General features: G+C 69.3%; 21 protein-coding genes. 10 read left to right on the top strand and 11 right to left on the bottom strand.

Annotated features, from left to right (window positions below):
* The first annotated feature begins 44 nt into the window (after positions 1 to 44).
* Positions 45 to 605: a DUF7351 domain-containing protein gene (locus tag C475_RS16165; protein ID WP_152436466.1), complete on the top strand. Its 561-nt coding sequence runs from the start codon at positions 45 to 47 to the stop codon at positions 603 to 605.
* A gap of 72 nt (positions 606 to 677) precedes the next feature.
* Here the strand turns inward: C475_RS16165 and C475_RS16170 are convergent, their stop codons facing one another.
* On the bottom strand, positions 678 to 2,948 hold the full coding sequence (locus tag C475_RS16170; RefSeq protein WP_006884936.1) for an NADP-dependent malic enzyme: 2,271 nt from the start codon (positions 2,946 to 2,948) through the stop codon (positions 678 to 680).
* 283 nt (positions 2,949 to 3,231) lie between these two features.
* Here C475_RS16170 and C475_RS22460 point away from each other — a divergent pair, with 283 nt between their 5' ends.
* Entirely contained in the window at positions 3,232 to 4,077 is an 846-nt protein-coding gene (locus C475_RS22460) for a COX15/CtaA family protein (RefSeq protein ID WP_006884937.1), read from the top strand.
* Positions 4,078 to 4,232: 155 nt separating this feature from the next.
* On the opposite strand, the gene C475_RS16180 is transcribed toward C475_RS22460, so the two are convergent.
* Positions 4,233 to 5,603 (bottom strand): hypothetical protein, encoded by a 1,371-nt coding sequence (locus C475_RS16180; protein WP_006884938.1) that lies wholly within the window; start codon positions 5,601 to 5,603, stop codon positions 4,233 to 4,235.
* Between the two features lie 171 nt (positions 5,604 to 5,774).
* Between C475_RS16180 and C475_RS16185 the strand changes: the two genes are divergently transcribed.
* Entirely contained in the window at positions 5,775 to 6,083 is a 309-nt protein-coding gene (locus tag C475_RS16185; protein WP_006884939.1) for a hypothetical protein, read from the top strand.
* 6 nt (positions 6,084 to 6,089) lie between these two features.
* Here the strand turns inward: C475_RS16185 and C475_RS16190 are convergent, their stop codons facing one another.
* Positions 6,090 to 7,568: a replication factor C large subunit gene (locus C475_RS16190; RefSeq protein WP_006884940.1), complete on the bottom strand. Its 1,479-nt coding sequence runs from the start codon at positions 7,566 to 7,568 to the stop codon at positions 6,090 to 6,092.
* Between the two features lie 126 nt (positions 7,569 to 7,694).
* Between C475_RS16190 and C475_RS16195 the strand changes: the two genes are divergently transcribed.
* Positions 7,695 to 8,786, top strand: coding sequence for a YihY/virulence factor BrkB family protein (locus C475_RS16195; protein ID WP_006884941.1), 1,092 nt, complete (start codon positions 7,695 to 7,697; stop codon positions 8,784 to 8,786).
* Positions 8,787 to 8,838: 52 nt separating this feature from the next.
* Here the strand turns inward: C475_RS16195 and C475_RS16200 are convergent, their stop codons facing one another.
* Positions 8,839 to 9,750 (bottom strand): mechanosensitive ion channel family protein, encoded by a 912-nt coding sequence (locus C475_RS16200; protein ID WP_006884942.1) that lies wholly within the window; start codon positions 9,748 to 9,750, stop codon positions 8,839 to 8,841.
* A gap of 151 nt (positions 9,751 to 9,901) precedes the next feature.
* On the opposite strand from C475_RS16200, the gene C475_RS16205 reads away from it, so the two are divergent.
* The 3 genes from C475_RS16205 to C475_RS16215 all read left to right on the top strand — a co-directional run bounded on the left by C475_RS16205 (position 9,902) and on the right by C475_RS16215 (position 11,826).
* The gene (locus tag C475_RS16205; protein WP_006884943.1) at positions 9,902 to 10,459 is read left to right on the top strand and encodes a hypothetical protein; all 558 of its coding nucleotides are present in this window, start codon (positions 9,902 to 9,904) and stop codon (positions 10,457 to 10,459) included.
* 85 nt (positions 10,460 to 10,544) lie between these two features.
* Positions 10,545 to 11,246: a helix-turn-helix domain-containing protein gene (locus C475_RS16210; RefSeq protein ID WP_006884944.1), complete on the top strand. Its 702-nt coding sequence runs from the start codon at positions 10,545 to 10,547 to the stop codon at positions 11,244 to 11,246.
* 61 nt (positions 11,247 to 11,307) lie between these two features.
* Positions 11,308 to 11,826: a GNAT family N-acetyltransferase gene (locus tag C475_RS16215; protein WP_006884945.1), complete on the top strand. Its 519-nt coding sequence runs from the start codon at positions 11,308 to 11,310 to the stop codon at positions 11,824 to 11,826.
* A 444-nt stretch (positions 11,827 to 12,270) separates the two neighbouring features.
* Here C475_RS16215 and C475_RS16220 read toward each other — a convergent pair whose 3' ends face one another.
* Together C475_RS16220 and C475_RS23970 are read right to left on the bottom strand one after the other, a co-directional pair.
* Positions 12,271 to 13,410 carry an acyl-CoA dehydrogenase family protein gene (locus C475_RS16220; protein WP_006884946.1) on the bottom strand — a complete coding sequence of 380 codons (1,140 nt, stop codon included), beginning with the start codon at positions 13,408 to 13,410 and terminating at the stop codon, positions 12,271 to 12,273.
* A 333-nt stretch (positions 13,411 to 13,743) separates the two neighbouring features.
* Positions 13,744 to 14,100: a hypothetical protein gene (locus tag C475_RS23970; protein WP_006884947.1), complete on the bottom strand. Its 357-nt coding sequence runs from the start codon at positions 14,098 to 14,100 to the stop codon at positions 13,744 to 13,746.
* A 142-nt stretch (positions 14,101 to 14,242) separates the two neighbouring features.
* Between C475_RS23970 and C475_RS16230 the strand changes: the two genes are divergently transcribed.
* Positions 14,243 to 14,758 carry a hypothetical protein gene (locus C475_RS16230; protein WP_152436468.1) on the top strand — a complete coding sequence of 172 codons (516 nt, stop codon included), beginning with the start codon at positions 14,243 to 14,245 and terminating at the stop codon, positions 14,756 to 14,758.
* Between the two features lie 66 nt (positions 14,759 to 14,824).
* On the opposite strand, the gene C475_RS16235 is transcribed toward C475_RS16230, so the two are convergent.
* From C475_RS16235 to C475_RS16255, 5 genes are all read right to left on the bottom strand, one after another.
* The gene (locus tag C475_RS16235; RefSeq protein ID WP_006884949.1) at positions 14,825 to 15,379 is read right to left on the bottom strand and encodes an SHOCT domain-containing protein; all 555 of its coding nucleotides are present in this window, start codon (positions 15,377 to 15,379) and stop codon (positions 14,825 to 14,827) included.
* Between the two features lie 116 nt (positions 15,380 to 15,495).
* A complete protein-coding gene (locus C475_RS16240; protein ID WP_006884950.1) occupies positions 15,496 to 16,047 on the bottom strand; it encodes a hypothetical protein in 552 nt (183 codons plus the stop codon).
* Positions 16,048 to 16,134: 87 nt separating this feature from the next.
* On the bottom strand, positions 16,135 to 17,217 hold the full coding sequence (locus C475_RS16245; protein ID WP_006884951.1) for a Gfo/Idh/MocA family protein: 1,083 nt from the start codon (positions 17,215 to 17,217) through the stop codon (positions 16,135 to 16,137).
* A gap of 116 nt (positions 17,218 to 17,333) precedes the next feature.
* Positions 17,334 to 18,149: a type IV pilin N-terminal domain-containing protein gene (locus tag C475_RS16250; RefSeq protein WP_049930776.1), complete on the bottom strand. Its 816-nt coding sequence runs from the start codon at positions 18,147 to 18,149 to the stop codon at positions 17,334 to 17,336.
* Between the two features lie 177 nt (positions 18,150 to 18,326).
* Entirely contained in the window at positions 18,327 to 19,940 is a 1,614-nt protein-coding gene (locus C475_RS16255) for a formyltransferase family protein (protein WP_006884953.1), read from the bottom strand.
* A gap of 165 nt (positions 19,941 to 20,105) precedes the next feature.
* On the opposite strand from C475_RS16255, the gene purB reads away from it, so the two are divergent.
* Positions 20,106 to 21,494, top strand: a complete 1,389-nt coding sequence (purB, locus tag C475_RS16260) for an adenylosuccinate lyase (protein WP_006884954.1) — start codon at positions 20,106 to 20,108, stop codon at positions 21,492 to 21,494.
* An 88-nt stretch (positions 21,495 to 21,582) separates the two neighbouring features.
* Positions 21,583 to 22,200: a phosphoribosyltransferase gene (locus tag C475_RS16265; protein WP_006884955.1), complete on the top strand. Its 618-nt coding sequence runs from the start codon at positions 21,583 to 21,585 to the stop codon at positions 22,198 to 22,200.
* Positions 22,201 to 22,216: the final 16 nt, after the last annotated feature.

Consider the following 22,216-nt stretch of genomic DNA (forward strand, 5'->3'; position numbering starts at 1 on the left):
TACCCGAGTTGACGCGGATCGAACACGTATATCTTGTGTCGGACGTGAGCTCCGAGGCGAGCGTCGAAGTCGTCAGCGGCGACGGCCTCGCGCTCCGCTACGAGAACGGCCATCTCCTGCTCACCTGCGGCGTCGACGAACACACGCTCCTGTTCCCGGTTTCACCGAGCCTCCTCGACGGCCACGAAGGCGACGCCCTGCTCGGACGCGTCGCCGTCGCGCTCTCACACCAGGCCGCACGGATTCGCCGCGGGATCTGCCCCGAGTGCCAGGGCGAGGTGACGCCGGGGATCGTTCCCGAGCCCAAGCCCGAACAGGACGGGTACTTCTTCCACGGCGACTGCGGCCGCTGTGGCTTCCAGCACGGATTCCCCGTCGGCGCGGCCGCACTCTCAGACCCCGAGGTCCTCGCCGCCTTCGCGGACGAGGGGACCGACTTGCGGACGACCCCCTTCTGGACGCTGGAGTGGTGCCGTGTCGGCGCCGAGACGGTCGTCACCGAAACCCCGCTCCGGGTCCACATCGACGCGCGACTGACCGACGAAACGCTGCGGATAACGCTCGACGACGATGCAGCCGTCGTCTCGACGGAACGCCGTCACTAAACCGGTAACGGCGCGAGTAGAACCACAACGGCGCGAACAACACGGGAACGCGGTGCCCCCGACGACGGACAGTTACTCCTCTTCTTCTTCCTGCTGCTGGGCGTCGACGACGGCCGCCGCGCCCAGGTTGACGATGTCTTTCACTTCGTCGCCGCGCTGGAGGACGTGGACCGGCTTGTCCATGCCGACCAGCATCGGGCCGATGGCGTCGGCGCCGCCCAGTCGCTGGAGCAGCTTGTAGCCGATGTTCCCGGCTTCGAGGTTCGGGAACACGAGGACGTTCGCCGGGTCTTCGAGGTCGGCGAAGTCGTAGGTGCCCTCGAGGATGTCCTCGACGACGGCGGTGTCGGCCTGCATCTCCCCGTCGACCGGGAAGTCGACCTCGGGGTCGTCGTGGAGGTCGCCCACCGCGTCGCGCAGCTTCGCGGTCCCTTCCGTCTCGACGCTGCCGAAGTTCGAATAGGACAGCAGCGCCGCCCGCGGTTCGATGTTGAAGTCGCGGGCGAGGCTGGCGGTGTGTTTGGTGATCTCCGAGAGCACGTCCGCGTCGGGGTCGAGGTTGACCGTCGCGTCCGCGCAGAAGACGACCTGGTTCTTGAACGTCAACATGTAGACGCCGGCCGCGTAGTCGGCGTCGGGGGCCGTGCCGATGACCTCAAGCGGCGGGCGCAAGGCCGACGGGTAGTGATGGGTGAGGCCGGTCAGCATCGCGTCGGCGTCGTCCTGCTCGACCATCACGCTGGCGAGGTAGTTGGTGTCGTTCTCGATGAGCTCGGCGGCCTCGCTGCGGGTGACCCCCTTGCGCTGGCGGAGCTCGTGGAGCCGCTCTGCGTACTCCTCGTAGTCGCCGTTCTCGGGGTCGACGATCTCGGGCTCGAACTCCAGGCCCAGGTCCGCTCGGGTGTCCTCGATCTCCTCGCGCTCGCCGATGAGGACGGGCTCGGCGATGCCCTGCTCCTGCAGCTGGAACGCCGCGCGGATCATCTTCTCGTTGGCGCCCTCGGCCAGCGCGAGCCGCTTGGGGTCGCTCTGGGCCTTGTTGAGGACGACACGCATCATCTCGCGGGACTTGCCCAGCCGCGCCTCCAGGCGCTCGACGTACTCGTCGGTATCGAGTTCGCGGCGGGCTGCGCCCGATTCCATGGCCGCGTCGGCGACGGCCGGCGCGACCTCGAAGAGGACGCGCGGGTCGACGGGCTTGGGGATGATGTACTCGGGGCCGAACTGCAGCGGCTGGTCGCCGTAGGCCTTGACGACCTCGTCGGGCACGTCCTGACGGGCCAGCTCGGCCAGCGCCTCGGCGGCGGCGCGTTTCATCTCCTCGTTGATGTCGGTGGCGCGGACGTCGAGCGCGCCGCGGAAGATGAACGGGAACCCGAGGACGTTGTTGACCTGGTTGGGGTAGTCAGAACGGCCGGTGCCCATGATGACGGTGTCGTCGCGGGCGTCTTTGGCGTCCTCGTAGGTGATCTCGGGGTCGGGGTTGGCCATCGCGAAGATGACCGGGTTCTCGTTCATCGACCGGACCATCTCCTGGTCGACGATGCCGCCGATGGACAGGCCGACGAACACGTCGGCGTCGTCCATCGCGTCGGCCAGGTCCCCTTCGGGCACGTCCCGAGCAAACTGGCGCTTGTACTCGTTCAGGTCGCCGGCCTCGGCGCGCTCCTCGGTGATGATGCCCGAGGAGTCACACATCAGGATGTTCTCCTTCTTGGCGCCCAGCGAGACGTAGAAGCGGGCGGTCGCGATGGCGCTGGCGCCGGCGCCGGAGAAGACGATCCGCATGTCTTCGAGGCTCTTGCCGGATATCTCGGCGGCGTTGAGCAGCGCGGCGCCGGAGATGATAGCGGTGCCGTGCTGGTCGTCGTGGAAGACGGGGATGTCCATCCGCTCGCGGAGCTCCTCCTCCATGACGAAACACTCCGGCGCGCTGATGTCCTCCAGGTTGATCCCGCCGAAGGTCGGCTCCATGGCCGCGACGGCGTCGATGAAGGCCTGGGTGTCGTGCTCGTCCAGTTCCACGTCGAACACGTCGATGTCGGCGAACCGTTTGAACAGCACGCCCTTGCCCTCCATGACGGGCTTGGAGGCCTGCGCGCCGATGTCGCCCAGTCCCAGCACGGCCGACCCGTTGGAGATGACCCCGACCATGTTGCCCTTGGCCGTGTACTCGTAGGCGTCGGCCGGGTTCTCGTCGATCTCCAGACACGGCGCCGCGACACCCGGCGAGTACGCCAGCTGCAGGTCCCGCTGGGTGTTGGTCGGCTTGGTCGTCGCGATCTCCAGTTTCCCGGGCGGTGCTGTGCGATGATACTCCAGCGCGTCCTCGTCGAGTCCCATATCCGATCCGCGGACGGAGCCGGCAAAAACCTTCGCGTTTTTCCAAATGACGGGTAGTTGTTCGTCGTTTGTCGAACCGATCTGGCGGCGGTTTTGGCGGTCCAGCGGTCGCGAAGCCGCCCTCGACGGCGCGAGGGGCGTTCGGTGGACGGGAACGCCCGGAGCGGTCCGTTCGTCGGTGCGACGGGGACGCAGCCGAGTCCCGACGGGCGGCGCCGGGAAAGATCGAAGAGCGGGCGACAAAATGAGGGGAGTAAAGTCCGTGGACCCCGAAGCGGCGCGCATGAGCCGACGCTTCCGGATCCTCGCGGGCGTCACGACGGCGCTGACGTTCGTCCTCATCCTGCTGGGACTGCACACCGGGTCGACCGGCGGCGGTCTCTCCTGCGGGACGCGGTGGCCGCTGTGTAACGGCTGGCTGGGCCTGTTCCCGGCCAACTGGGCGAGCTTCTTCGAGTGGATCCACCGATTCTTCGCGATGGTCGTCGGGTTCCTGCTGCTGGGGTGGCTCTACGGCGTCTGGCGCTGGCAGGACGACCGCCGCGTCCGCTACGCCGTCACCGCCGCCATCGCGATCCTCCCGGCCCAGATCGTCCTCGGCGGCGTGACCACGACGGCGGGCGGCATGTTCCCCCGCGGGTTCAACCCCCTGATCCAGACCGCACACTTCACCACGGCGACGCTCATCTTCGCCCTGCTCGTCTACGCGACGGTCCGGATATTCGACACCCCGGGCACCCACGCCGTCCGAACGGTCGTCAGCCTCGGCGGCGGCCTCGTCGCCCTCGCGGCAGTCTTCGAGTTCGTCGCCGTCTTCGACCATCCGCCGACGAACCGGATCACCTACTACGCCGTCTCCTTTGCCCTCCTGGCGGCGTTCGTCGCGCTGTTGGTCTGGAGCGGGGACGCCGTCGACCCCGCGAACCTGCTGCGGTTCCGCGCGGTCACCGCCGTCGCCACGGCGCTGCTGTACGTCACTATGGTGTTGAGCCGTCAGAAGTGGGGCCTCCCAGACCTCTACGGCGAGGCCGCGACGGTCCTGCTCGCCGTCGCCGTCGTCGGACTCGCGGTCCTCACCAACCGCGTGATCGCCGACACCGGCGGCTTCGGCGCCCAGCGCGCGGACTGACCCGCCGCTGTTCTGTTCGCCACCGTCTTCACGTCGGTCACGCTCCCCAGATCCGGGATCGCCGTGAACCGACACGAGCCATCCGGTCTCCTCCCGCCAGGACGTGTCTCGTTCGCTCTCGCACACGATTCGGTCAGCCACTGCCGAGACGTGTCTCACCCTCGACGGCGACGCCGGGAACTCACGGCGAGTGCGACGAGCGCTCCGATGAGTCCGAACCCGGGGCCCGTCTCCGCGGCGGTGCCGGTCGGCGACGAGGGTGAGGCGGCTGTCGCCGTGGGTGTCGGTGCCACCGTGGTCGCCGGGATCGGCGTGGTCGTGGGGGTCTCCACAGGCGTCGGGGACGGCGTCGCGGTCGGCATGGTCGTGGCCGTTTCCGCAGACGTCGACGTGGTGAGGGCCGACCGCACGGTGAACCGCTCGCGCAGGACGACGCGTCCGTCGGTAGCGACTTCCAGCGTCGCGGCGGTATCGGGCGCGACCCGGCTCGCGTCGAGCGTCGCCGTCACCGACGTGAGAACAGTGTAGTTGGCCAGTACCGCGTCGTAGGCGTCGCCCGGGGGAGCGGAAACGAACTCGTCGGTCGCCGCAGTCGTGTTCGACAGCGGCGGGCCGCCGTCGGAGCGGTTCACGACCCTGACGGTCACAGGCGTGTCCGCGTCCAGCGATGTGAGCGCGACGAGGCGCTGGCCGGACTGCGCCCGGACCGTCCGGTCCCACCCGCTGGGTAACTCGAAGACGGTCCCCTCGTCGTCTTCGGTGAACGCGACGACGGGCTTTAGCTGCCTCCATCCTCCATCCCCCTGCCTCGTGAAATTGAAGGCGCTCGCGTTACCGAAAAACCGGGCGGACTGTCCGTCGATGGTCACGTTCAGCGCGTAGGGACCTCTCGCAGGCGCTCGACCGACCTGGTCACTGTCGGCCTCCCAGTCGACTCGCTTCTCGCTGTTGGGACGGACCGACCCGTCGCGGAGGCCCGTCGGATCGACGACGACGTAGTAGGTGTCGGTGCTCCGGTCGCTGTAGACGGTCGTCGCGCCGGTCCGATCGAAGCGGAGCACCGATATGGCTCTCATCGGACCGGGATTGGACGCGATCTCCAGCCTGAAGGCGCCGTCCGCGCCGTAGACCACGTCGAGAAAGCGCGTCGTCTCGTTGGTCCCGCTGGCGTTCGCGAGGCGGGCGGCCATACCGGGCATCCGCAGCTCCAGGACGAGCGTTCCGTTCGACGGCACACGTCGCTCGCGGTGGAGTCTCCCGTCGGCCATGGCCCGCTCGACGTCCGCACGCGAGGAGAACACCTCGTGAAGTGGCCACTCGTCGCCCAGTTCCGGGTAGGGCGGCGGGTCGCTGCTCCAGACGCGCAGGTCCGTTACCGTCACGTTCGTCGCGGACATCGTGGCGGCTGACTCGTCGGTCGAGGCCGTATGCGGAGTCAGACCGTCGGTCGCGGCCACGGGACCGACCACGAGCGTCAGCGCGACACAGACTGCGATCGCGTCGGCGAGACCGCGCTCGGAGGGCATCACCCGAAATGGCAATGGGCCGAGACAAATCTCTTGTGGCCGCCCGTCCAGCCCGTCTCGGGACCCACGCGCAGGGTCGAGGAGCGCCGCACACAGTTTCGCGGACCTCCCCGTGCGGTCGCGTCGAACCCATCCCAAGACACATACTGGCGCCGCTCCGACCCGGCGGCGATGGTCCCCGAAATCGTCGACTACGGCCTCGTCGCCGCGTACCTCCTCCTGATGGGACTGCTCGCGGTCCGGTACCGACGCGGCGAGATAGCGGACCGGAAGCTGACGCTCTACGTCGGCATGTGTCTCACCTGGCTGGCCTACGGACTGCTGCAGGTCACGCAGGACGGACCGATCCCGACCGGAACGACGCTGAACGACGGGCTCGACGCGCTCGCGGTCGTCCTCCTCGTCGCCGGGATCTACCTGCTGTATCGGGGCTGGCGCTCCGACGATGGCGACAGCGAGACTGCGGTCCCGAACAGGTGACCGCCGCTACATGAAGTCGGTGAGTCCGGACTGCGAGTCGTCGTCGGCGTCCGCCTCGTCGGTGGCTTCGTCGGCGTCGTCCCCGTCGGCCGACTCGCCGTCGGCCCCGTCGAGCGCCGCCTGCGCGGGTTCGCCGTCGTCGCTCCCCGAGTCGGGGGCCGCACCGTCGCCGGCGTGAGCGTTGTCGAAGGCGCCGCCGGCGTTCTCGACGGCCCGTTCCTCCCGCAGGCGCTCGGCGTCCTCGACGATCGACTGGACCTTGTTGGTGTCCTCGCCGCTGCCGGTGATAAACGAGACGTGCTTGGCTTCCAGCTCGTACTTCGCCGTCATCGCGACGGTCAGCTCGCGGTTCTTGCAGTGGTGGGTCATCACCGAGAGGTGGGGCAGGATCTCGCGGCGAGCCGTCGACATGCTGACGCCGCCGGCCTCGGCGATCCGCCGGGCGATGTAGTCCCGTTTGTTCCGGGTCCCCCGCGAGCGACCGAGCTTCGACCAGTAGCTCGGCGGCCCGTAGCGGGTCCACCCGCCCTTGGGCTCGCGGCGGGCCGCGGCGACGCCGGCGGTCATGTTGTCGCCGGCGTAGCGCCAGAACGTGTAGTTCTGCGTCGCGCGCACGCGGCCGAGCCAGCGGTCCGCGTTCGACAGGAAGTCGTAGGCGACCGCCAGCTCCTCGCCCTCGTAGTCCTTGGGCATGTTGTCCTCGATCCAGTTAATCAGGTCGTCCGGCGTCTCGTCGACGTCGTAGGACGCCTTCAGCGCCTCCTCCGCGCCGGCCTCCTTGATCACCGTGTCGAGGTAGTTGAACACGCCCTCCGTCTTGTCGCGTTCGCCGGTCACCACGTCGTCGGCGCCGATGCGGTCGCGGCCCTCGGCCATCGCCTGGAGGTCCTTGATCGCGCCCCGAAGGTCGCCGCTGTTCATCTCGGCGATCTGGTCGAGGGCGGCGTCGTCGTACTCGACGCCCTCCTTCCGACACAGGTCGCGGAGGACGGGGACGATCGACCGCTTGGACACGTCCCGGAACTCGATGTCCTGACAGGCGTTGCGGAGGCCGTTGGACATGTCGTAGAACTCGTTGGCGATGAGGATCATCGGCTGGCTGGCCTCCTTGACCAGCGAGGTGATCGCCGCTGACCCGCCCCGATCCACGTTGCCGTGGAGGTTGTCGGCCTCGTCGAGGATGACCACCCGGCGTCCGGCCTCGCCGGCGGTGAGCGTGCCGGACTTGGCGGCCTCGCCGGCGACCCGCTCGATCACGTCCTTCGTCCGCGAGTCCGAGGCGTTGAGTTCGATGGTCGCCCACCCCTCGTCGCTGGCCAGCGCGTGGGCCGCGGAGGTCTTGCCGATCCCGGGCGACCCGTGGAGCACGACCGCTTCCCGGTGGTCCTCCCAGGTGTCGGCCCACTCTCGCAGGGCGTCGCGGGCCTTGTCGTTGCCGCGGATCTCGGCGAGCGACGACGGCCGGTACTTCTCCGTCCAGTCCATTGGCGGAACGGAAGCGTGTGAGGGGGTTAGTGGTTTCGGAGCGCCGACCGCGATAGCGGTTGTCCGTGCGACCGGCCCCGCGTCCGCCGGCGGGCTGGTTTTCCGACCGCGGTCCCAACTGACGACATGGCCACGTTCGGCGACGCGCGCGAGTTCGGAACGCGGGTCTACGCGGACTTCTCCGAGAAGAACGTGACGTTCATGGCGGCGGGGCTGGCGTACAACGCCTTCCTCTCGCTGGCGCCGCTGTTGCTCCTGTTGTTCATCGTGCTCTCCACCGTCGGTGGCGGGCTGGAGGAGCGCGTCGTCGAGGCGTCGGCGAGCTGGCTTCCCGGTCCCATCGCCGACATCGTCGCGCAACTGTTCGCGGGCGACGCCGCGGCGGGCGGCGCGTCGGTCGTCGGCCTCGTCGTCCTCCTGTGGGGCGCGCTGAAGATATTCCGCGGGCTCGACACCGCCTTCTCGGAGATCTACGAGACCGAGTCGGACAACTCTTTCACGGACAAGCTGCGCGACGGCGTCGTCGTCCTCGTCGCGCTGGTCGTCGCCGTGCTCGCGACCGTCGGCGTCAGCGCGGCGTTCGCCGTCTTCTCGGACACCGTCCCCTTGCTCGGCCTGTTGACGCCGCTGGTGCTGGTCGCGGGCCTCGTCCTCGCCTTCCTCCCGATGTACTACGTCTTCCCCGACGAGGACCTCGGGTGGACGGACGTGCTTCCGGGGACGGTCTTCGCCGCCGTCGGCTGGGCGATATTCCAGAGCCTGTTCCAGGTGTACCTGACGTTCAGCGACCCCGGTTCGAGCAGCTTCTTCGGCGGCGTCATCGTCGTCGTCACCTACCTCTACTTCACGGCGCTGGTCCTCCTCCTCGGCGCGGTCATCAACGCCGTGCTGGGCGGCCACGCATCGGGACGGCCCGGCGGCGTCGGTCGGAGCGCGGGTGGCTACGAGCAGAAACGGAGAGCGTCGCTCGACCGCGGCGAACTGGACGCCTATCTGCGGGGACTGGACGAACAGCTCACCGCCCGCTACGAGGCCGCGCGGGCCGACCCCGACCGGGAGGGGCGGCCGAAACCGACCGGCGACGTCGACCTCGTCGAGTACGCGGCCGGCGACGGCGACCAGCGCCGGTGGACGGTCGAACTCAGCTGGAGCGCACCGGACGGCGACGGACCGGGCGACGACCGACGCGGCGGTCGCCCCGACCGTGCGGACGACTGAGCGACGATCGTGGCGGTGTCAGCAGTGTGGTCGTGGCTGTCGCCGCCGGTCTTCAGCGGTCGTCGTCGACGGCGATCCGTCCGCGGAGTTCGTGTTCCGACGCGGGGCTGATCGTGATGTCGGCCTCGTCGAACCGCCGTCTGACCCGTCGGGTGAACGCGGATCTGGCCTCGAAGACCTCCTGTTGGCGGGGGTCTTCGAGCCAGAAGTGGGCGCGCAGTTGAACCACTCCGTCGGCGAGTTCGTCGACGAAGGCCACCGGTTCCGGTCGCTCGGCGACCCCGTCGAGGCCACGGGCGACGGATTCGAGGATCTCCGTGGCGCGTTCGGGGTCGTCGGCGTAGTCGACGCCGACCCGCTCGACGACGCGGTAGCGGCCGCGGCCGAACGGGCGGGTGATCGCCCCGCTCGTCAGGACGGTGTTGGGGACGGTGACCAGCGCGCCGTCGGGGTTCTCGACGCGCGTGACGCGGAGCGTGATCGCCTCGACGGTGCCTTCGCCGCCCTCCCACTCGATGTAGTCACCGACGCTGAACTCCGGGTCGAACACGAGGACGAGCCCGCTGACGAGCGATCCGACGACGGTCTGGGCGGCGACGCCGACTGCGAGCGTCGCCGCCGCGACGACCAGCGCCGAACTCGTGAGGACGTTCGCGAGGCCGGCCATGCCCGCGCCGACGACGACCGCGACGGCGACGACGAGCACGCGGACGTAGCGCGCGATGGCGTCTTGGACGGTCGGATTCCCGCGGTTCCGTCGCCGGACCGCGCGGCTGATCAGCGGTTCGACGACGAGCAGACCGACGAGGAGGACGACCGTCGCACCCAGGAGGAACCACGCCCAGCGGACGAGGGTCGGCGCGAATTCGGCCAGCTCTTCCGGGCCGACACCGGGCGTGGCCGTCCCGTTGCCGGGCGTCCCCGTCTCGGTCTGTCGCAGAACGGACCTGGCGGAGGCGACCATGGGTACTCCCCGGCCGCCACGGCAAAAGGTAGCCGCCGCGTACCGCGGTTCGCTCGTCCGCACCGCGACGGCTCGCCGGGCCGACGACCGCTCGAACCGCCGTATCTCACTCCAGAAAGCATTTTCCACAGGCCTCGAAGGGGGGAGGTGTATGGTAGACACGGATACGAAACGAGCGGCCGGTCGCGGGCTGGCAGGGGGAATCGCCGCCTGGATACTGGGCTATCTCGTCGTGTACGTGCTGTACGGGAGCGATGTCCAGAACTCCTTCGGGTCGAGCGTGCTGGAGGTCTTCACCGGCGAGCCGGTCGCCTGGAAGCTCGTCGGCTGGCTGTTCTACAACGCCCACAACGTCGCTGTCCAGATATCGCTGCTCGGCCAGCGGTCGGTCAACCTCGTCACCGGCGCGGACGAAGGCGGCCTGACCGCGCTACTGGCTCTCCCGCCGGTTCTGTTGGCCCTCGGCGGCGCGGTCGCCGCCTGGAACACCGCCGCGGAACCGACGACGGCCGCGCGCAACGGCGCCGCGGTCGTGCTGGGATACCTCCCGCTCTCGCTCGCGGGAGCCCTCCTGTTCGCTATCGGGAGCGGTGACGGCCCCTCGGCCGGCCCCGCGCTGGTGACCGCCGTCCTGCTCGCCGGAGTCGTGTATCCGCTCGTCTTCGGCGCGGTCGGCGGGCTCGTCGGCGGTCACCTCTCGGCCGACTAGCGCGCCGCCCCGACGGAGTCGCCGACGGACGGCCGCTCTCGGTGGTTCGACACGCTTTTATCGTCAGTCGTCGATGCTCGGGCAAATGGGAGAGCGCCGCGAGCTGGCAGAGAAGATCGCGGGCGAGATCGCCCTCAGCGACGACCCCGGCGGCACCCTCCGGAAGTGGCGCACCGACTTCGAGGTCGCCCAGACCGAGCTGGCCGACGAACTGGGCGTCTCGCCGTCGGTGGTCTCGGACTACGAGAGCGGTCGTCGCGAGAGTCCGGGTATCGGCGTCGTCAAGCGCACCGTCGAGGCGCTGTTGACCATCGACGAGCGCCGCGGGGGCAGCCACATCCGCCAACACGCCCGGGTCCTCTCGGCGGGGTTCGACGCCGATATCGTTCAGGACCTCCGGGAGTACCCTACCGCCGTCCCGGTCGGCGACTTCTACGACGCCATCGGCGCCACGGAGATCGTCTCGGGCGCCCAGGAGACCGTCGCCGGCCACACCGTCATCGACAGCATCCAGGCCATCTCTCGGCTGTCCTCCGAGGAGTTCTACCGCCTCTACGGCCAGTCGACCAACCGGGCCTTGGTGTTCACCAACGTCACCAGCGGCGAGGGCGCCATGGTCGCCCTGCGCGTGCTGAACCCGACGCCCAACGCCGTCGTCCTCCAGGGGCTCGACGACGAGAGCGTCTGGCAACACGCCGGCGACCTGGCGCGGATCGACGGCTACTCGCTCGCGGCCTGTCCGACCGACTTAGACGAGATGCTCGCTCGCGTGCGCGAACTGCCTTGAGCGTGCGGACTCCTCCCACGTCGGAAGAACGCTGAAGGGGCTCGCCGGCGTCCCGGCGAGCATGAGCGAACCGCTGTTCATGGAGGCCGAGCGGGTGACCTTCCACCCGATCGAGGAGGACGACCTGGAGTTCTTCCGCGACCTGATCAACCACCCCGAGGTGCGCGAAGGGTTGGCGGCGACCGAACCGCGAAACATGGCCGACGAGCGCGAGTGGTTCGAGTCGCTCGGCGAGGACGGCGTCCAGTTCTGCCTGCGCGTCGGGGGCGAACGGGTCGGGACCGTCAGCTTCCGCGGCGTCAGCGAACAGTGGGGCGTCGCCGAACTCGCCCACTTCTTCCACCCCGACCACTGGGGGAACGGCTACGCCACCGAGGCGGTCCGGCGGATGACGACCTACGGCTTCGAGGAGCGCCGCCTCGACAAGGTGTGGGCGCAGGTGTTCGCGTTCAACGAGGCTTCGGTGCGCGTTCTGGAGAAGGCCGGGTTCGACCACGAGGCGACCCTGCCCGACCAGGCGTTCGCCCGCGGCGAGCGCGTCGACATCGAGCGCTACGGCGCGCTCGCTTCCGAGTGGTGACAGACTGGTAACGGCGAGGCCATCGTACGACAGTTCACATTTCCGTTGTTCACTCCCTCAATTTGCTCAGTACAGGCGATAGACGTAGCAATCCACCGCGGCGCGCGCTGTCGCGACTCTCGTGTCGCGACAGCATCGTGCGAGGGATGAGCGAGCCGGAGGCGAGCGAATCGGTTGGGGAGGTGTGTGGCTGTCTGCGGTGCTGTGCGGTCCTTGGCGGACTGAAAGGGCGAGGCGCGCTCGCGTTCAATTCAGTCGCCTGAGCGGGCACTATCCGCGCGGGCTGTGCTGAGAGCGCGGATATCCCGGTCAGCGACCGCGAGCACGCCGAGGGCTTTCATCGCTTGCTGCCTCCGGTGAGTGCGGTCGCTGTCGTTCGACTTCATCCCGCGACTCGTACAACCGAAACGTATGATAAGTGAGCACGCAGACGAAGCCGAGGATCTACAATCCGAGTTCCCGCCCCAGGACGAGCCGCTGGATCTCGCTGGTCCCCTCGCCGATCTCCATGAGCTTCGCGTCGCGGAAGAACCGCTGGGGCGCGAAGTCGGTCGTGTAGCCGTAGCCGCCCAGCACCTGCACGGCGTCCTCGGCGACCTCCCGCGAGATCTCCGAGGCGTCGAGTTTCGCCATCGAGGACAGGCGCGTCACGTCCTCCCCGTTGTCGTAGGCCACCGCGGCCTTGTGCGTCAGCAGGCGCGCCCGCTCGATCTTGCGGTCCATCGCGACGAGCATGTCCCGGACGGCGTCGAACTCGCCGATGGGCTGGCCGAACTGCTCGCGCTCCTGGGCGTATTCGAGCGCGGCCTCGAAGGCGCCCTGCGCGATCCCGACCGACAGCGCGGCGATGGAGATCCGTCCGCCGTCGAGGGTCTTTTTCGTCTGGTCCCACCCCTCGCCGGGCTCGCCGAGCAGTCGGTCCTCGGGGATCCGCAGGTCCGACAGCTGGATCTCACAGGTCGGCGAGGCGTTCAGCCCCATCTTGTCCCAGACGGTCGTCACCTCGAAGCCGTCGTCCTCCGGATCCACGACGAACGTCGAGATGCCGTCGTAGCCCGCTCCCGGCTCCGTGACCGCTTTCACGAGGACCGAGCCCGCGACGTTCGCGTTGGTGATGAACTGCTTCGTGCCGTTGATCACCCACTCGTCGCCGTCTTTCTCGGCAGTAGTGTCCATATCGGAGGCGTCCGAGCCCGACCCGGGTTCGGTCAGCGCCCACGCACCCAGCGAGTCGCCTGTCGCGAGCGGTTCGAGCCACCGCTCTCTCTGCTCGTCGGTGCCGAACAGCTCGATGGGTTTGCTCCCCAGCGAGACGTGCGCGGCGTAGGAGAGGCCGATCGACCCCGACACCCGCCCGAGTTCCTCCGTGACGAGCGCGTACATGAGCTGGTCGCCGCCGAGGCCACCGTACTCCTCCGAGACGGGGACGCCCATCACGTCCAGCTCCGCGAGGTCGTCGAACACCTCTGCCGGGAAGCGGTGTTCGTCCTCGATCTCCTGGGCGATGGGTTCGATCTCCTCGTCGCAAAACTCCCGCACCGTGTCGCGGATCATCCGGTGCTCGTCCGGGAGGGTGAAGTCCATACGCAAATATTGCCGGCGACGAGAATAAAGGCTGTGTCGGCGGGGCGGCGGATCGGTCAGTACAGGAAGTGTAGGTAGCCGTGCGGTCGGCGCGTGCTGTCGAGCGATGCGAGACGCTGGCCGCTCCGATGCGAGTAGTGTGGGAGCGACGCTTCCACGGACCGTGCGAGCGGGCCCCTGGCCCGCGAGCAGACGGCCGTGCCGTGAGCGTGTCCGCCTCGTGGCGGGCCGCTCGAACTGGCCGCGCGAGGTCTGTGGGCGACCCGAACGTCGCCCGCATAGCCCGAGGGGACTCCTAGCGAGCGAGCCGAGGGCGCTGGATCGTGGCACTTTTCATCTCAACGTCGATATCAACTGGCGAATGCCCTCCATCGGACAGCCGCGAACCACGGCTCTAGCGGTCGGGCTGCTCCTGCTCGTCGCCCTGTCGGGCTGTAGCAGCCTCTCCGGTACCGAATCGCCGACTCCCTCGACGACCGAACCGTCGGTCCCGACGCAGTCGGTGACCCAGACACCGATCCCGACGGCGACCCCTTCGCCTTCACCCTCGCCGACGCCGGCCCCGACGGCGACACCGTCTCCTTCGCCCGCACCGACATCGACGCCGACGGCGACACCGTCGCCGACCGCGTCGCCCTCGCCCGACCGGCTTCCCGCGGGACTGGCCGACAGCGGCGTTCGTAACGTCACGCGAGTGGTCCGGACCCATCGGGCGAACGCGGCCGAGACGCCGGGCGTCGTGACTCACAGGACGAACTCGACGGCTCGGAACACCTCTATCGTCGCGGCGGTACGAGTGGCGGCCGGGCCGAACCTCACGCGGGTTCGGTACGTGTCTCGGTCACAGCGCGTGGCCGGGGCCGAGACGGAGAACAGAACGACGGTCGTCGCCGCGAACGGGACTGCCGTCAGACAGTACACCGTCGCCGGCGGGGACGTCGCGCTCGACAACACGCGCAACCGCACCGGGCTGTTCGACCGGTCGCTCCGCGGTCTCTCGACGGCCACGAACCCGCTCCGGGGAGCGCTCCGCCGGGGCAACTTCACCGTCGCCGGCGTCAACGACCGGGACGACGCCACGGTCGTGACGCTTCGCGCCGACCGATACGCGGGCGGTCAGTTGTACGCCGCCGAGAACGTCGCGGCGTACAACGCGACGGTTCGGATCACGACCGACGGCGTGATCCGCTCGGCGACGGAGCGCATCGTCTCCCGAGCGGACGGGAGCGAGCGGAGATACGGGTTCACGTACGAGTTCGAACCGCGACCGGTCGACCTCCCGCGGGTGCCACGGGTCCCCGCGGAGATCCGTGTCGGGTCGGACGACCCGGCGAACGACCGAAGCTAGCTCGCGACGCGTTCGGTTCGCGACGGGGGTCGAACTCGCCCTCGAAACGGGTCGTCGCCCTGGAACTCAGTTGCGCTCGGCGGCGCGGAGTTCGTCGTCGATGGTCGAGACGCCCTCGCGCTGGACGCCCTCCTCGTCGAGGACCGTCTGCATCCGCTGTTCGAACTCGTGTTCGGAGATCTCGCCCTCGACGTAGCGTTCCTTCAGGCGCTCGGTGCGGTCGTCGGCGCGCTGCTCGGCCGAGCGGGTGTCGAAGTTCTCGACCAGGTCCGCGAGGCCGACCATCCGGGCGTACTCGTTCTCGCGCTCGACGTAGGAGGCGACGCGGCCGAGGCGAATCCCCGCGATCTCGGTCGTACCGCTGACGGCCGAGGACGCGCGGGCGGCGAGGCCGACGGCGACGGCGACCACTCCGACGACGGATACCGGGACGCCGACGACGAGGCCGACGACGAACAGCGGCAGCAGCGATCCGAGGGCGCCGGTACCCCCGAGGCCCAGGACCGCGGCGAGCAGCCAGCCGGCGATCCCCAGGACGGAGACGGCGGTCAGCGTGAGGAAGCCGAGCGTGATCCCGACCGTCGCCAGCAGGTGGTCGCTGGCCCAGTCCGTCAGTTCCATGTCCGGGCCGTGGCGCTCGGGCCACCTAAGCGCCGCGACCGCGGCCGGGCGGTTCGCCCCGGCGGAGGCGAGCGCGTCGCGGCTGTCACGCCGACCGGCGCCGACGCGGCGGCGTCTCAGCTCCGTTCGGCGCCCCGGAGGCGGTCGTCGAGGGAGGAGGGCGACTCGCGGGGGACGCCCTCCTCGTCGAGCACGATCCCCGTTCGCTCTTCGAGTTCCCACTCCGAGAGGGCGCCGTCGACGTAGCGCGCTTTCAGGCGTTCGATGCGGTCGTCGGCGCGGCGTTCGGGCGACCTGGTGTCGAAGTCCTCGACGAGGGCGGCGACCCCCAGGAGTCGCGCGAGCGGGTTCCGCTCGACCCGGGATGCGACCTGTCCGAGCCGCGTGCTGGCCGCGCGGCGCTTCGCGACCGCGAGGGCCGAGACGTGTGCCACCGCTCCGATCGCGGCGACGACCGCGGCGGCGACGGTCAGCGGGACGCCCAGGACGGTTCCGAGGGCGAACAGCGGGAGAAGGGTCGCGAGCGTCGACGCCGCACCGACCTCCAGCGCGGCGAGGACCAGCCACCCGGTCGCGCCGGCGAGCGAGACGGCCGACAGCGCGGCGAACGCGACCGCCAGCGCCGTCGCGGCCGGGACGTGGTCGCGCGCCCAGTGCGTCAGTTCCATATCCCGTTCAGGTCGCGGGCGTACCTAAGGCTCACGGCGGGCACGTGGTCGGGGGTCCTCGCCCGAAAGGCAGGACCACGCGCCCGGCTACAGCTCGACGGACTCGCGAGCGTCGGCGAGCAGCGCCTGCGGGTCGACGGCCTCGTCGCGCTCGCTGCTCTCGATGGCCGCCTCGACGAGCGCGACCGACTGGAGGTTCGACTGCACGTCGGTGGCCATCGGCTCCCCCGTATCGAGCCACTCGACGAACTGCTCGACCAGCCAGGTGTTGCCCCAGGCGTCCTGCTCGTCCAGCGGAACGGGCTCCGGGTCGGTGTCGGCGACCCCGACGACCGTCTCGCTGGCCTGGTCGTAGGGGTAGCGTTCGATCTCCCGGTCGTCGAGGACGAGCGTCTCGTCGCGACACTCCGCGCGGAGGTAGTCGGACCCCCAGCCGTTCAGGGTGGTCGCGTTGGCCTTCGCGCCCTCCCAGGTGGCTCGGACGCCGTTCTCGAAGCGCATCTGGACGGTGGCCTGTACGTCGTCCTCGTACTCGGCCCACTCGGGCAGCCAGGTGTCGGCGTAGAGCCGCTCGCACTTCGCGCCCGCCATATCGGCGAGGAAGTCGAGCTGGTGGACCGCGCCCTCGATCAGGAGCGGGTGGTCCATATCGTGGCGGAACGCGCCCCAGGCGCCGTACGTGCGGGCGTTGCAGGTGAATCGGCCGACCAGGTAGTCCAGCGGGCCGGGCTCGCCCGAGCGCAGGCGCCGACGGACGGTAGTCTTGTCCCGGTCGAAGCGGTGGCTCATCGTCACGCCCATCTTCAGGCCCGCGCGGTCGACCTTCTCGGCGATCCGGACCGACGCCGCCAGGGTGTCGGCGATCGGCTTCTCCGAGAGGACGTCGAGGTCGTGTTCGACGGCGGCGTCGACGACCTCCTCGTGGGTCCACGGCGGCGTAACGACCGTGCAGAAGTCGGCATCGTGTTCGGCGAAGGCCGTCTCGGTGTCGGTGTAGCAGTCGGCAGGGTCGAGGCCGAGATGTTCGACGGCGTTCCCGTGGGCGTCCTCGTTCACGTCGACGGCGGCGACGACGTCGATCAGGCCCGCCTCGACGTTCGGCGGGAGGAAGGTGTCGCACCAGCGGCCGCCCTGGCCGCCGGTTCCGACCTGAATGGCTCGGTAGGTCATGGCGTATCGGCCGCCCCAGCGGACCGTAAATCGCCCGGTCGGGGAGAGTCCGGCCGGCTCGACCGGACGCGTCGACGACGGCAGCCGACCGCGGCCGCGACGGCGACCGGAACCGCTCAGTAGTCGTCGGGATCCTTCGGCGCGTAGCTCGAACAGGACTGGCCGTCGATCGTCGGGTTGTCGGTACAGGAGACGCTCGGCGCGTAGACGTGTCCCGTTACGGTCGCACCGTCGAGGTCGACCTCGTTGGCGCTCTTGACCGAGCCGTAGACGGTCGTGGTATCGATATCGACGTCCGGGCCGCGCACGTCGCCGGCGACCTCGCTCCCGTCGATCGCGACGTCGTCGCCGGCGGTGACCGGCCCGTAGACCGTGAGCCCGGTGTCGATATCGACGCTGTCCGACTGGCTTTCGATGCGCCCGACGACCGTCCCACCGGACTCGATATCGACGGAATCTGTGATCGACACGTCGCAGTAGAGGACGAAATCGATGCTGACGGAGGTCTTGCCCGCGAGCCACGGACAGGTCTCGTCGGCCGACGGGACCTCGGGGTCGACCTCGAACTCCCGGAGGACGTAGCTGCTGTCGTGTTCGCCGAACCAGACCAGCTGGAGTCGCTCGCGGACGGGGAAGACGGCCGCGCTGTCGCCCGCGAGGAGGTCCCGATTCCGAAGCGCGTTCTCGTCGGCGGCGCCGCGGAGTTCGACCCGCTCGCCGTCCAGCCGTTCGCCGTTGGTCACCGAGAGTTCGTACGCGCCGGGAACCGGGCCCGGTTCGAGTTCCAGCGTCACCTCCGGCGCCGGTTCGCGCTCCTCGGTCGCGCCGAACGCGACGTACGCCGCGACCGACGCCAGCAGGACGGCTATCGCGACCAGCAGCACCGTCCCGATCACCGGCGAGAGCCCGCGGCGTGCCCGTCGGTTGCGCACGCCGGACTCAGTGACTCCCGACTGTTGAAAGCAACGGCCCGATTTCACGTTCGCGAAATGACCCGAATCAGTTCGGGACGGTCCCGGAGCGCGCCGACTGCGACAGCGACGGTCGGTCGTGACGGAGACACCGTCAGAGCTTGCTCTGACGAGCTTCAGACACTCACTCGCTGGCGCTCAATCGTGCCGGAACGCGCGCTGGCCGGTCATGACCATCGCGATGTCGTGTTCGTCGGCGGCCTCGGTCACGATGTCGTCGTTCTTCGACCCGCCGGGCTGGATGACCGCCTCGATGCCCGCTTCGGCGGCCTTCTCGATGCCGTCCGGGAACGGGAAGAAGGCGTCAGAGGCCATCACGGCGCCCTCGGCGTCCTTGCCCTCGGCGTCCTTCTCGGCTTTCATGTCGGCGATCTCGACCGCGTCGACGCGGGAGACCTGCCCGGCGCCGACGCCCACGGTTTCGGTCCCCTTCGCGAAGACGATGGCGTTGGATTTGACGTGCTTGATGGTCTGCCAGGCGAACAGCATCGCCTCGATCTGTTCGTCCGTGGGCTCGCGCTCGGTGACGACTTCCAGGTCGTCGGCGGTCAGTTTCTGGGTGTCCCGTTCCTGGACGAGCCGGCCGCCGACGAGCTTCTTCTCCGTGACGGTCTCGGTCACGTCGTAGGAGTCGGAGACGTCCAGCACGCGCAGGTTGTCCTTCTCGAACAGGGTGTCGAGGGCGGCGTCGGTGTAGCCGGGCGCGACGACGACCTCCTTGAACGAGTCGATGATCTGCGCGGCGGTCGCCTCGTCGCACTCGCGATTGAGGGCGACGATGCCGCCGAAGGCGCTCTTGGGGTCGGTCGCCAGCGCGTCGGCGTAGGCGTCGGCCAGGGTGTCGGCGGTCGCACAGCCCGCTGGGTTGGTGTGTTTGATGACGGCGGCGGCGGGCTCGTCGAACTCCTTGATGAGGTTCAGCGCGCCGTCGGCGTCGTTGTAGTTGTTGTACGACAGGGCCTTCGCGCCCTCGTTGCGCTGATCGGCGTGGACGACGCTGGCCTCGTCGACGGTCGCGTCGCCGTAGACCGCGGCGTCTTGGTGGGGGTTCTCTCCGTAGCGCAGGTCGGCGGCCCGGTCCTCGGAGCTGAACAGGCGCGCGGGCAGGTCCCCGCCGGTGTCGCCCTCGACCGAGGCCCGGTTCGCGTCGAAGTCGACGGTCACGCGGTCCTCGGCGAAGTATTTCACTGCGCGCGGGTAGGCCTTGAACTCACCCTCGTAGAGGACGCGCTCTTTGAGGTCGTCCTCGTCGTCGCCCTCGTAGACGGGGATCGGCTCCTGGGTGACGACGGGGCCGCCGTCGACCGCCTCCTCGACGATCTCGCCGTCGTCGTCGATGGCGTCAGTGACGACGTGGACGGTGCAGCCGACCACGTCGGCGCCGTAGTCGAGCGCGTCGCCCCAGGCGTCCATGCCGGGGAAGGCTGGCAGCAGCGAGGGGTGGACGTTCAGAGTCGTCGGCGCCTCGTCGAGGAAGGTGTCCGAGAGCAGGCGCATGTAGCCGTCCAGCGTCACCAGCTCGAAGTCGTAGTCGGCCAGCGCGTCGAGGACGCGCGCCTCGTGGTCGCGCCGGTCCTCGCCCTCGTCGCGCTCGACGACCTCGGTCGGGATCCCGCGCTCGGCCGCCGCGTCGAGGACGGGCGCGTCGGCGTCGTTCGTCAAGAGTACGGAGAATTCGGCGCCCCCGGGGGCGCGGTCCGCGATGTTCAACAGGTTCCGCCCGCGGTTGCTCGCCATCCCTGCGAGTTTCATGTTCGAAGGGGCGCCGCGGCCGCGCAAAGTAGTTGCGAATCGACCGGGACACAGTCGACATGGTCGACATGGTCGCCCCGACTGCGGACCGAGAGACTGGTCGGCCGTGGCCGGCGGCGACCGCCGACCGACACGCTCTTTGGGCGACTCACCGCACGAGCGACCATGACCGACCGATCGCCGCTACGGGCCGTCTCGCCGCTGGACGGCCGCTACGCACGGTACACGGAACCGCTGGTCGACTACGCTAGCGAGGCGGCGCTCATGCGGGCGCGCACTCGCGTCGAGGTCGAGTACCTGATCGCGCTGGCGGACCTGTCCGAGACGCCGCTCGAAATCGACTCCGAGCAACGCGGTCACCTCCGCGCGCTCTACGAGGCGTTCGACGACGACGACGCGGCGCTGATCAAGCGGATCGAGACGGAGGGCTACGGCGACTACGCCGCGACCAACCACGACGTGAAGGCGATCGAGTACTTCGTCCGCGAGGGCCTGCCTGAGGACCTCGACGCCGCCCACTGGATCCACTTCGGACTCACCAGCGAGGACGTGAACAACCTCGCTCACCGCCTGCTCGTCAAGCCCGCGGTCGAGGAGGTGCTCGTCCCGAAACTCCGCGACGTGCGCGACGCCCTGATCGAGGAAGCCCGCGAGTACCGCGACCTGCCGATGCTCGCCCGTACGCACGGCCAGCCCGCCACGCCGACGACCTACGGGAAGGAACTGGCCGTCTACGCCTCGCGACTGGGTCGGGCGCTCGGCCGTATCGAGCGGGCGACCGACGAGGTCTCGGGCAAGCTCGCCGGCGCGTCGGGCACCTACGCCGCCCACGACGCGGCCTACCCCGACGTGGACTGGCGAGCCTTCTCGCGGACGTTCGTCCGCGACCTCGGGCTCGAACACGAGCCGCTGACCACCCAGGTCAACCCCTGCGACGACCTCGCCGCCGTCTTCGACGCCCTGCGCGGCGCGAACAACGTCCTCCTCGACCTGGACCTGGACGTGTGGCTCTACGTCTCCGACCGGTACCTCGGTCAGGAGGCCGCCGAGGGCGAGACCGGGTCGTCGACGATGCCCCACAAGGTCAACCCGATCGACTTCGAGAACAGCGAGGGCAACCTCTCGAAGGCCAACTCCGACCTGACGTTCCTCGGCGACTACGTCACGACCTCGCGGCTCCAGCGCGACCTCTCCGATTCGACGGTCAAGCGCAATATGGGCGCGGCGGTCGCCCACTGTCTCATCGGCTACTCGAAGCTCGAAAACGGCCTGGCGAAGGTCGTCCCGAACGAGCAGGTGATGGCCGACGACCTCGACGCGACCCCCGAGGTCGTCGGCGAGGCCGTCCAGACGGTCCTCCGCCGCGAGGGCTTCGACGACGCCTACGAACACGTCAAGAAAGCGACCCGCGGCCGCGACGTATCGATGGCCGACTTCGAGGCGATGATCGACGACCTGGACGTGAGCGAGGACGTTCGCGAGGAATTGCACGCGCTGACACCGGCCGGCTACACCGGCGTCGCGAGCGATCTGGTCGACGACGCGCGGGAGTAGGTCCGACTCCGGCCCCGGTCCCGACCCGCGTCGGAACCCGGCGACGGACGGCCACAGACCTTTGCCCGTGTGAGTCGTACCCACGGGTATGTTCCGCGACCGGACGGCCGCGGGCGAGCGCCTCGCCGACGCGCTCGAAGAGCGGGGCATCGACGCCGACATCGTCCTCGCGATCCCGCGGGGCGGGCTCCCGCTGGGTCGCGTGGTCGCCGACCGGCTGGACGCGCCGCTGGACGTGGTGGTCGCCTCGAAAGTCGGTGCGCCGCGCAACGAGGAGTACGCCGTCGGCGCTGTCGCCGAGGACGGGGCGGCGTGGCTCAACGAGGACGCGCTCGACCGACTGTCCGTGAGCGACGACTACCTCGAACGAGAACGCGAGCGCGAACGCGAGGTCGCCGCCGAGAAGGCCGCGACCTACCGCGACGGTGGTCGCTCCGACCTGACTGGCAGGCGAGTCGCGGTCGTCGACGACGGCGTCGCCACCGGCGCGACGATGCGGGCCTGTCTCGGCCTCGTGCGCGACGAGGACCCCGAGTCGCTGGTCGTCGCCGTCCCCGTCGGACCGCCGAACACGCTCGACGGGCTCGCCGCGCTGGCCGACGAGGTCGTCGCCGTCGAACGACCCGGAAACTTCGGCGCCGTCGGCGCTCACTACCGGAACTTCGACCAGGTGAGCGACGAAGAAGCGATGTCGTATCTCTCGTAGCGCGCTGGGGAGACCA

Source organism: Halosimplex carlsbadense 2-9-1, from assembly GCF_000337455.1.
Classification (GTDB): Archaea; Halobacteriota; Halobacteria; order Halobacteriales; family Haloarculaceae; genus Halosimplex; species Halosimplex carlsbadense.

What these genes read in the sequence shown, in the direction of transcription:
- C475_RS16170 (WP_006884936.1), bottom strand. Translation starts at nt 2,948, where the DNA reads ATGGGACTCGACGAGGACGCGCTGGAGTATCATCGCACAGCACCGCCC.
- C475_RS22460 (WP_006884937.1), top strand. Translation starts at nt 3,232, where the DNA reads ATGAGCCGACGCTTCCGGATCCTCGCGGGCGTCACGACGGCGCTGACG.
- C475_RS16180 (WP_006884938.1), bottom strand. Translation starts at nt 5,603, where the DNA reads ATGCCCTCCGAGCGCGGTCTCGCCGACGCGATCGCAGTCTGTGTCGCG.
- C475_RS16185 (WP_006884939.1), top strand. Translation starts at nt 5,775, where the DNA reads ATGGTCCCCGAAATCGTCGACTACGGCCTCGTCGCCGCGTACCTCCTC.
- C475_RS16190 (WP_006884940.1), bottom strand. Translation starts at nt 7,568, where the DNA reads ATGGACTGGACGGAGAAGTACCGGCCGTCGTCGCTCGCCGAGATCCGC.
- C475_RS16195 (WP_006884941.1), top strand. Translation starts at nt 7,695, where the DNA reads ATGGCCACGTTCGGCGACGCGCGCGAGTTCGGAACGCGGGTCTACGCG.
- C475_RS16200 (WP_006884942.1), bottom strand. Translation starts at nt 9,750, where the DNA reads ATGGTCGCCTCCGCCAGGTCCGTTCTGCGACAGACCGAGACGGGGACG.
- C475_RS16205 (WP_006884943.1), top strand. Translation starts at nt 9,902, where the DNA reads ATGGTAGACACGGATACGAAACGAGCGGCCGGTCGCGGGCTGGCAGGG.
- C475_RS16210 (WP_006884944.1), top strand. Translation starts at nt 10,545, where the DNA reads ATGGGAGAGCGCCGCGAGCTGGCAGAGAAGATCGCGGGCGAGATCGCC.
- C475_RS16215 (WP_006884945.1), top strand. Translation starts at nt 11,308, where the DNA reads ATGAGCGAACCGCTGTTCATGGAGGCCGAGCGGGTGACCTTCCACCCG.
- C475_RS16220 (WP_006884946.1), bottom strand. Translation starts at nt 13,410, where the DNA reads ATGGACTTCACCCTCCCGGACGAGCACCGGATGATCCGCGACACGGTG.
- C475_RS16235 (WP_006884949.1), bottom strand. Translation starts at nt 15,379, where the DNA reads ATGGAACTGACGGACTGGGCCAGCGACCACCTGCTGGCGACGGTCGGG.
- C475_RS16240 (WP_006884950.1), bottom strand. Translation starts at nt 16,047, where the DNA reads ATGGAACTGACGCACTGGGCGCGCGACCACGTCCCGGCCGCGACGGCG.
- C475_RS16245 (WP_006884951.1), bottom strand. Translation starts at nt 17,217, where the DNA reads ATGACCTACCGAGCCATTCAGGTCGGAACCGGCGGCCAGGGCGGCCGC.
- C475_RS16255 (WP_006884953.1), bottom strand. Translation starts at nt 19,940, where the DNA reads ATGAAACTCGCAGGGATGGCGAGCAACCGCGGGCGGAACCTGTTGAAC.
- purB (WP_006884954.1), top strand. Translation starts at nt 20,106, where the DNA reads ATGACCGACCGATCGCCGCTACGGGCCGTCTCGCCGCTGGACGGCCGC.
- C475_RS16265 (WP_006884955.1), top strand. Translation starts at nt 21,583, where the DNA reads ATGTTCCGCGACCGGACGGCCGCGGGCGAGCGCCTCGCCGACGCGCTC.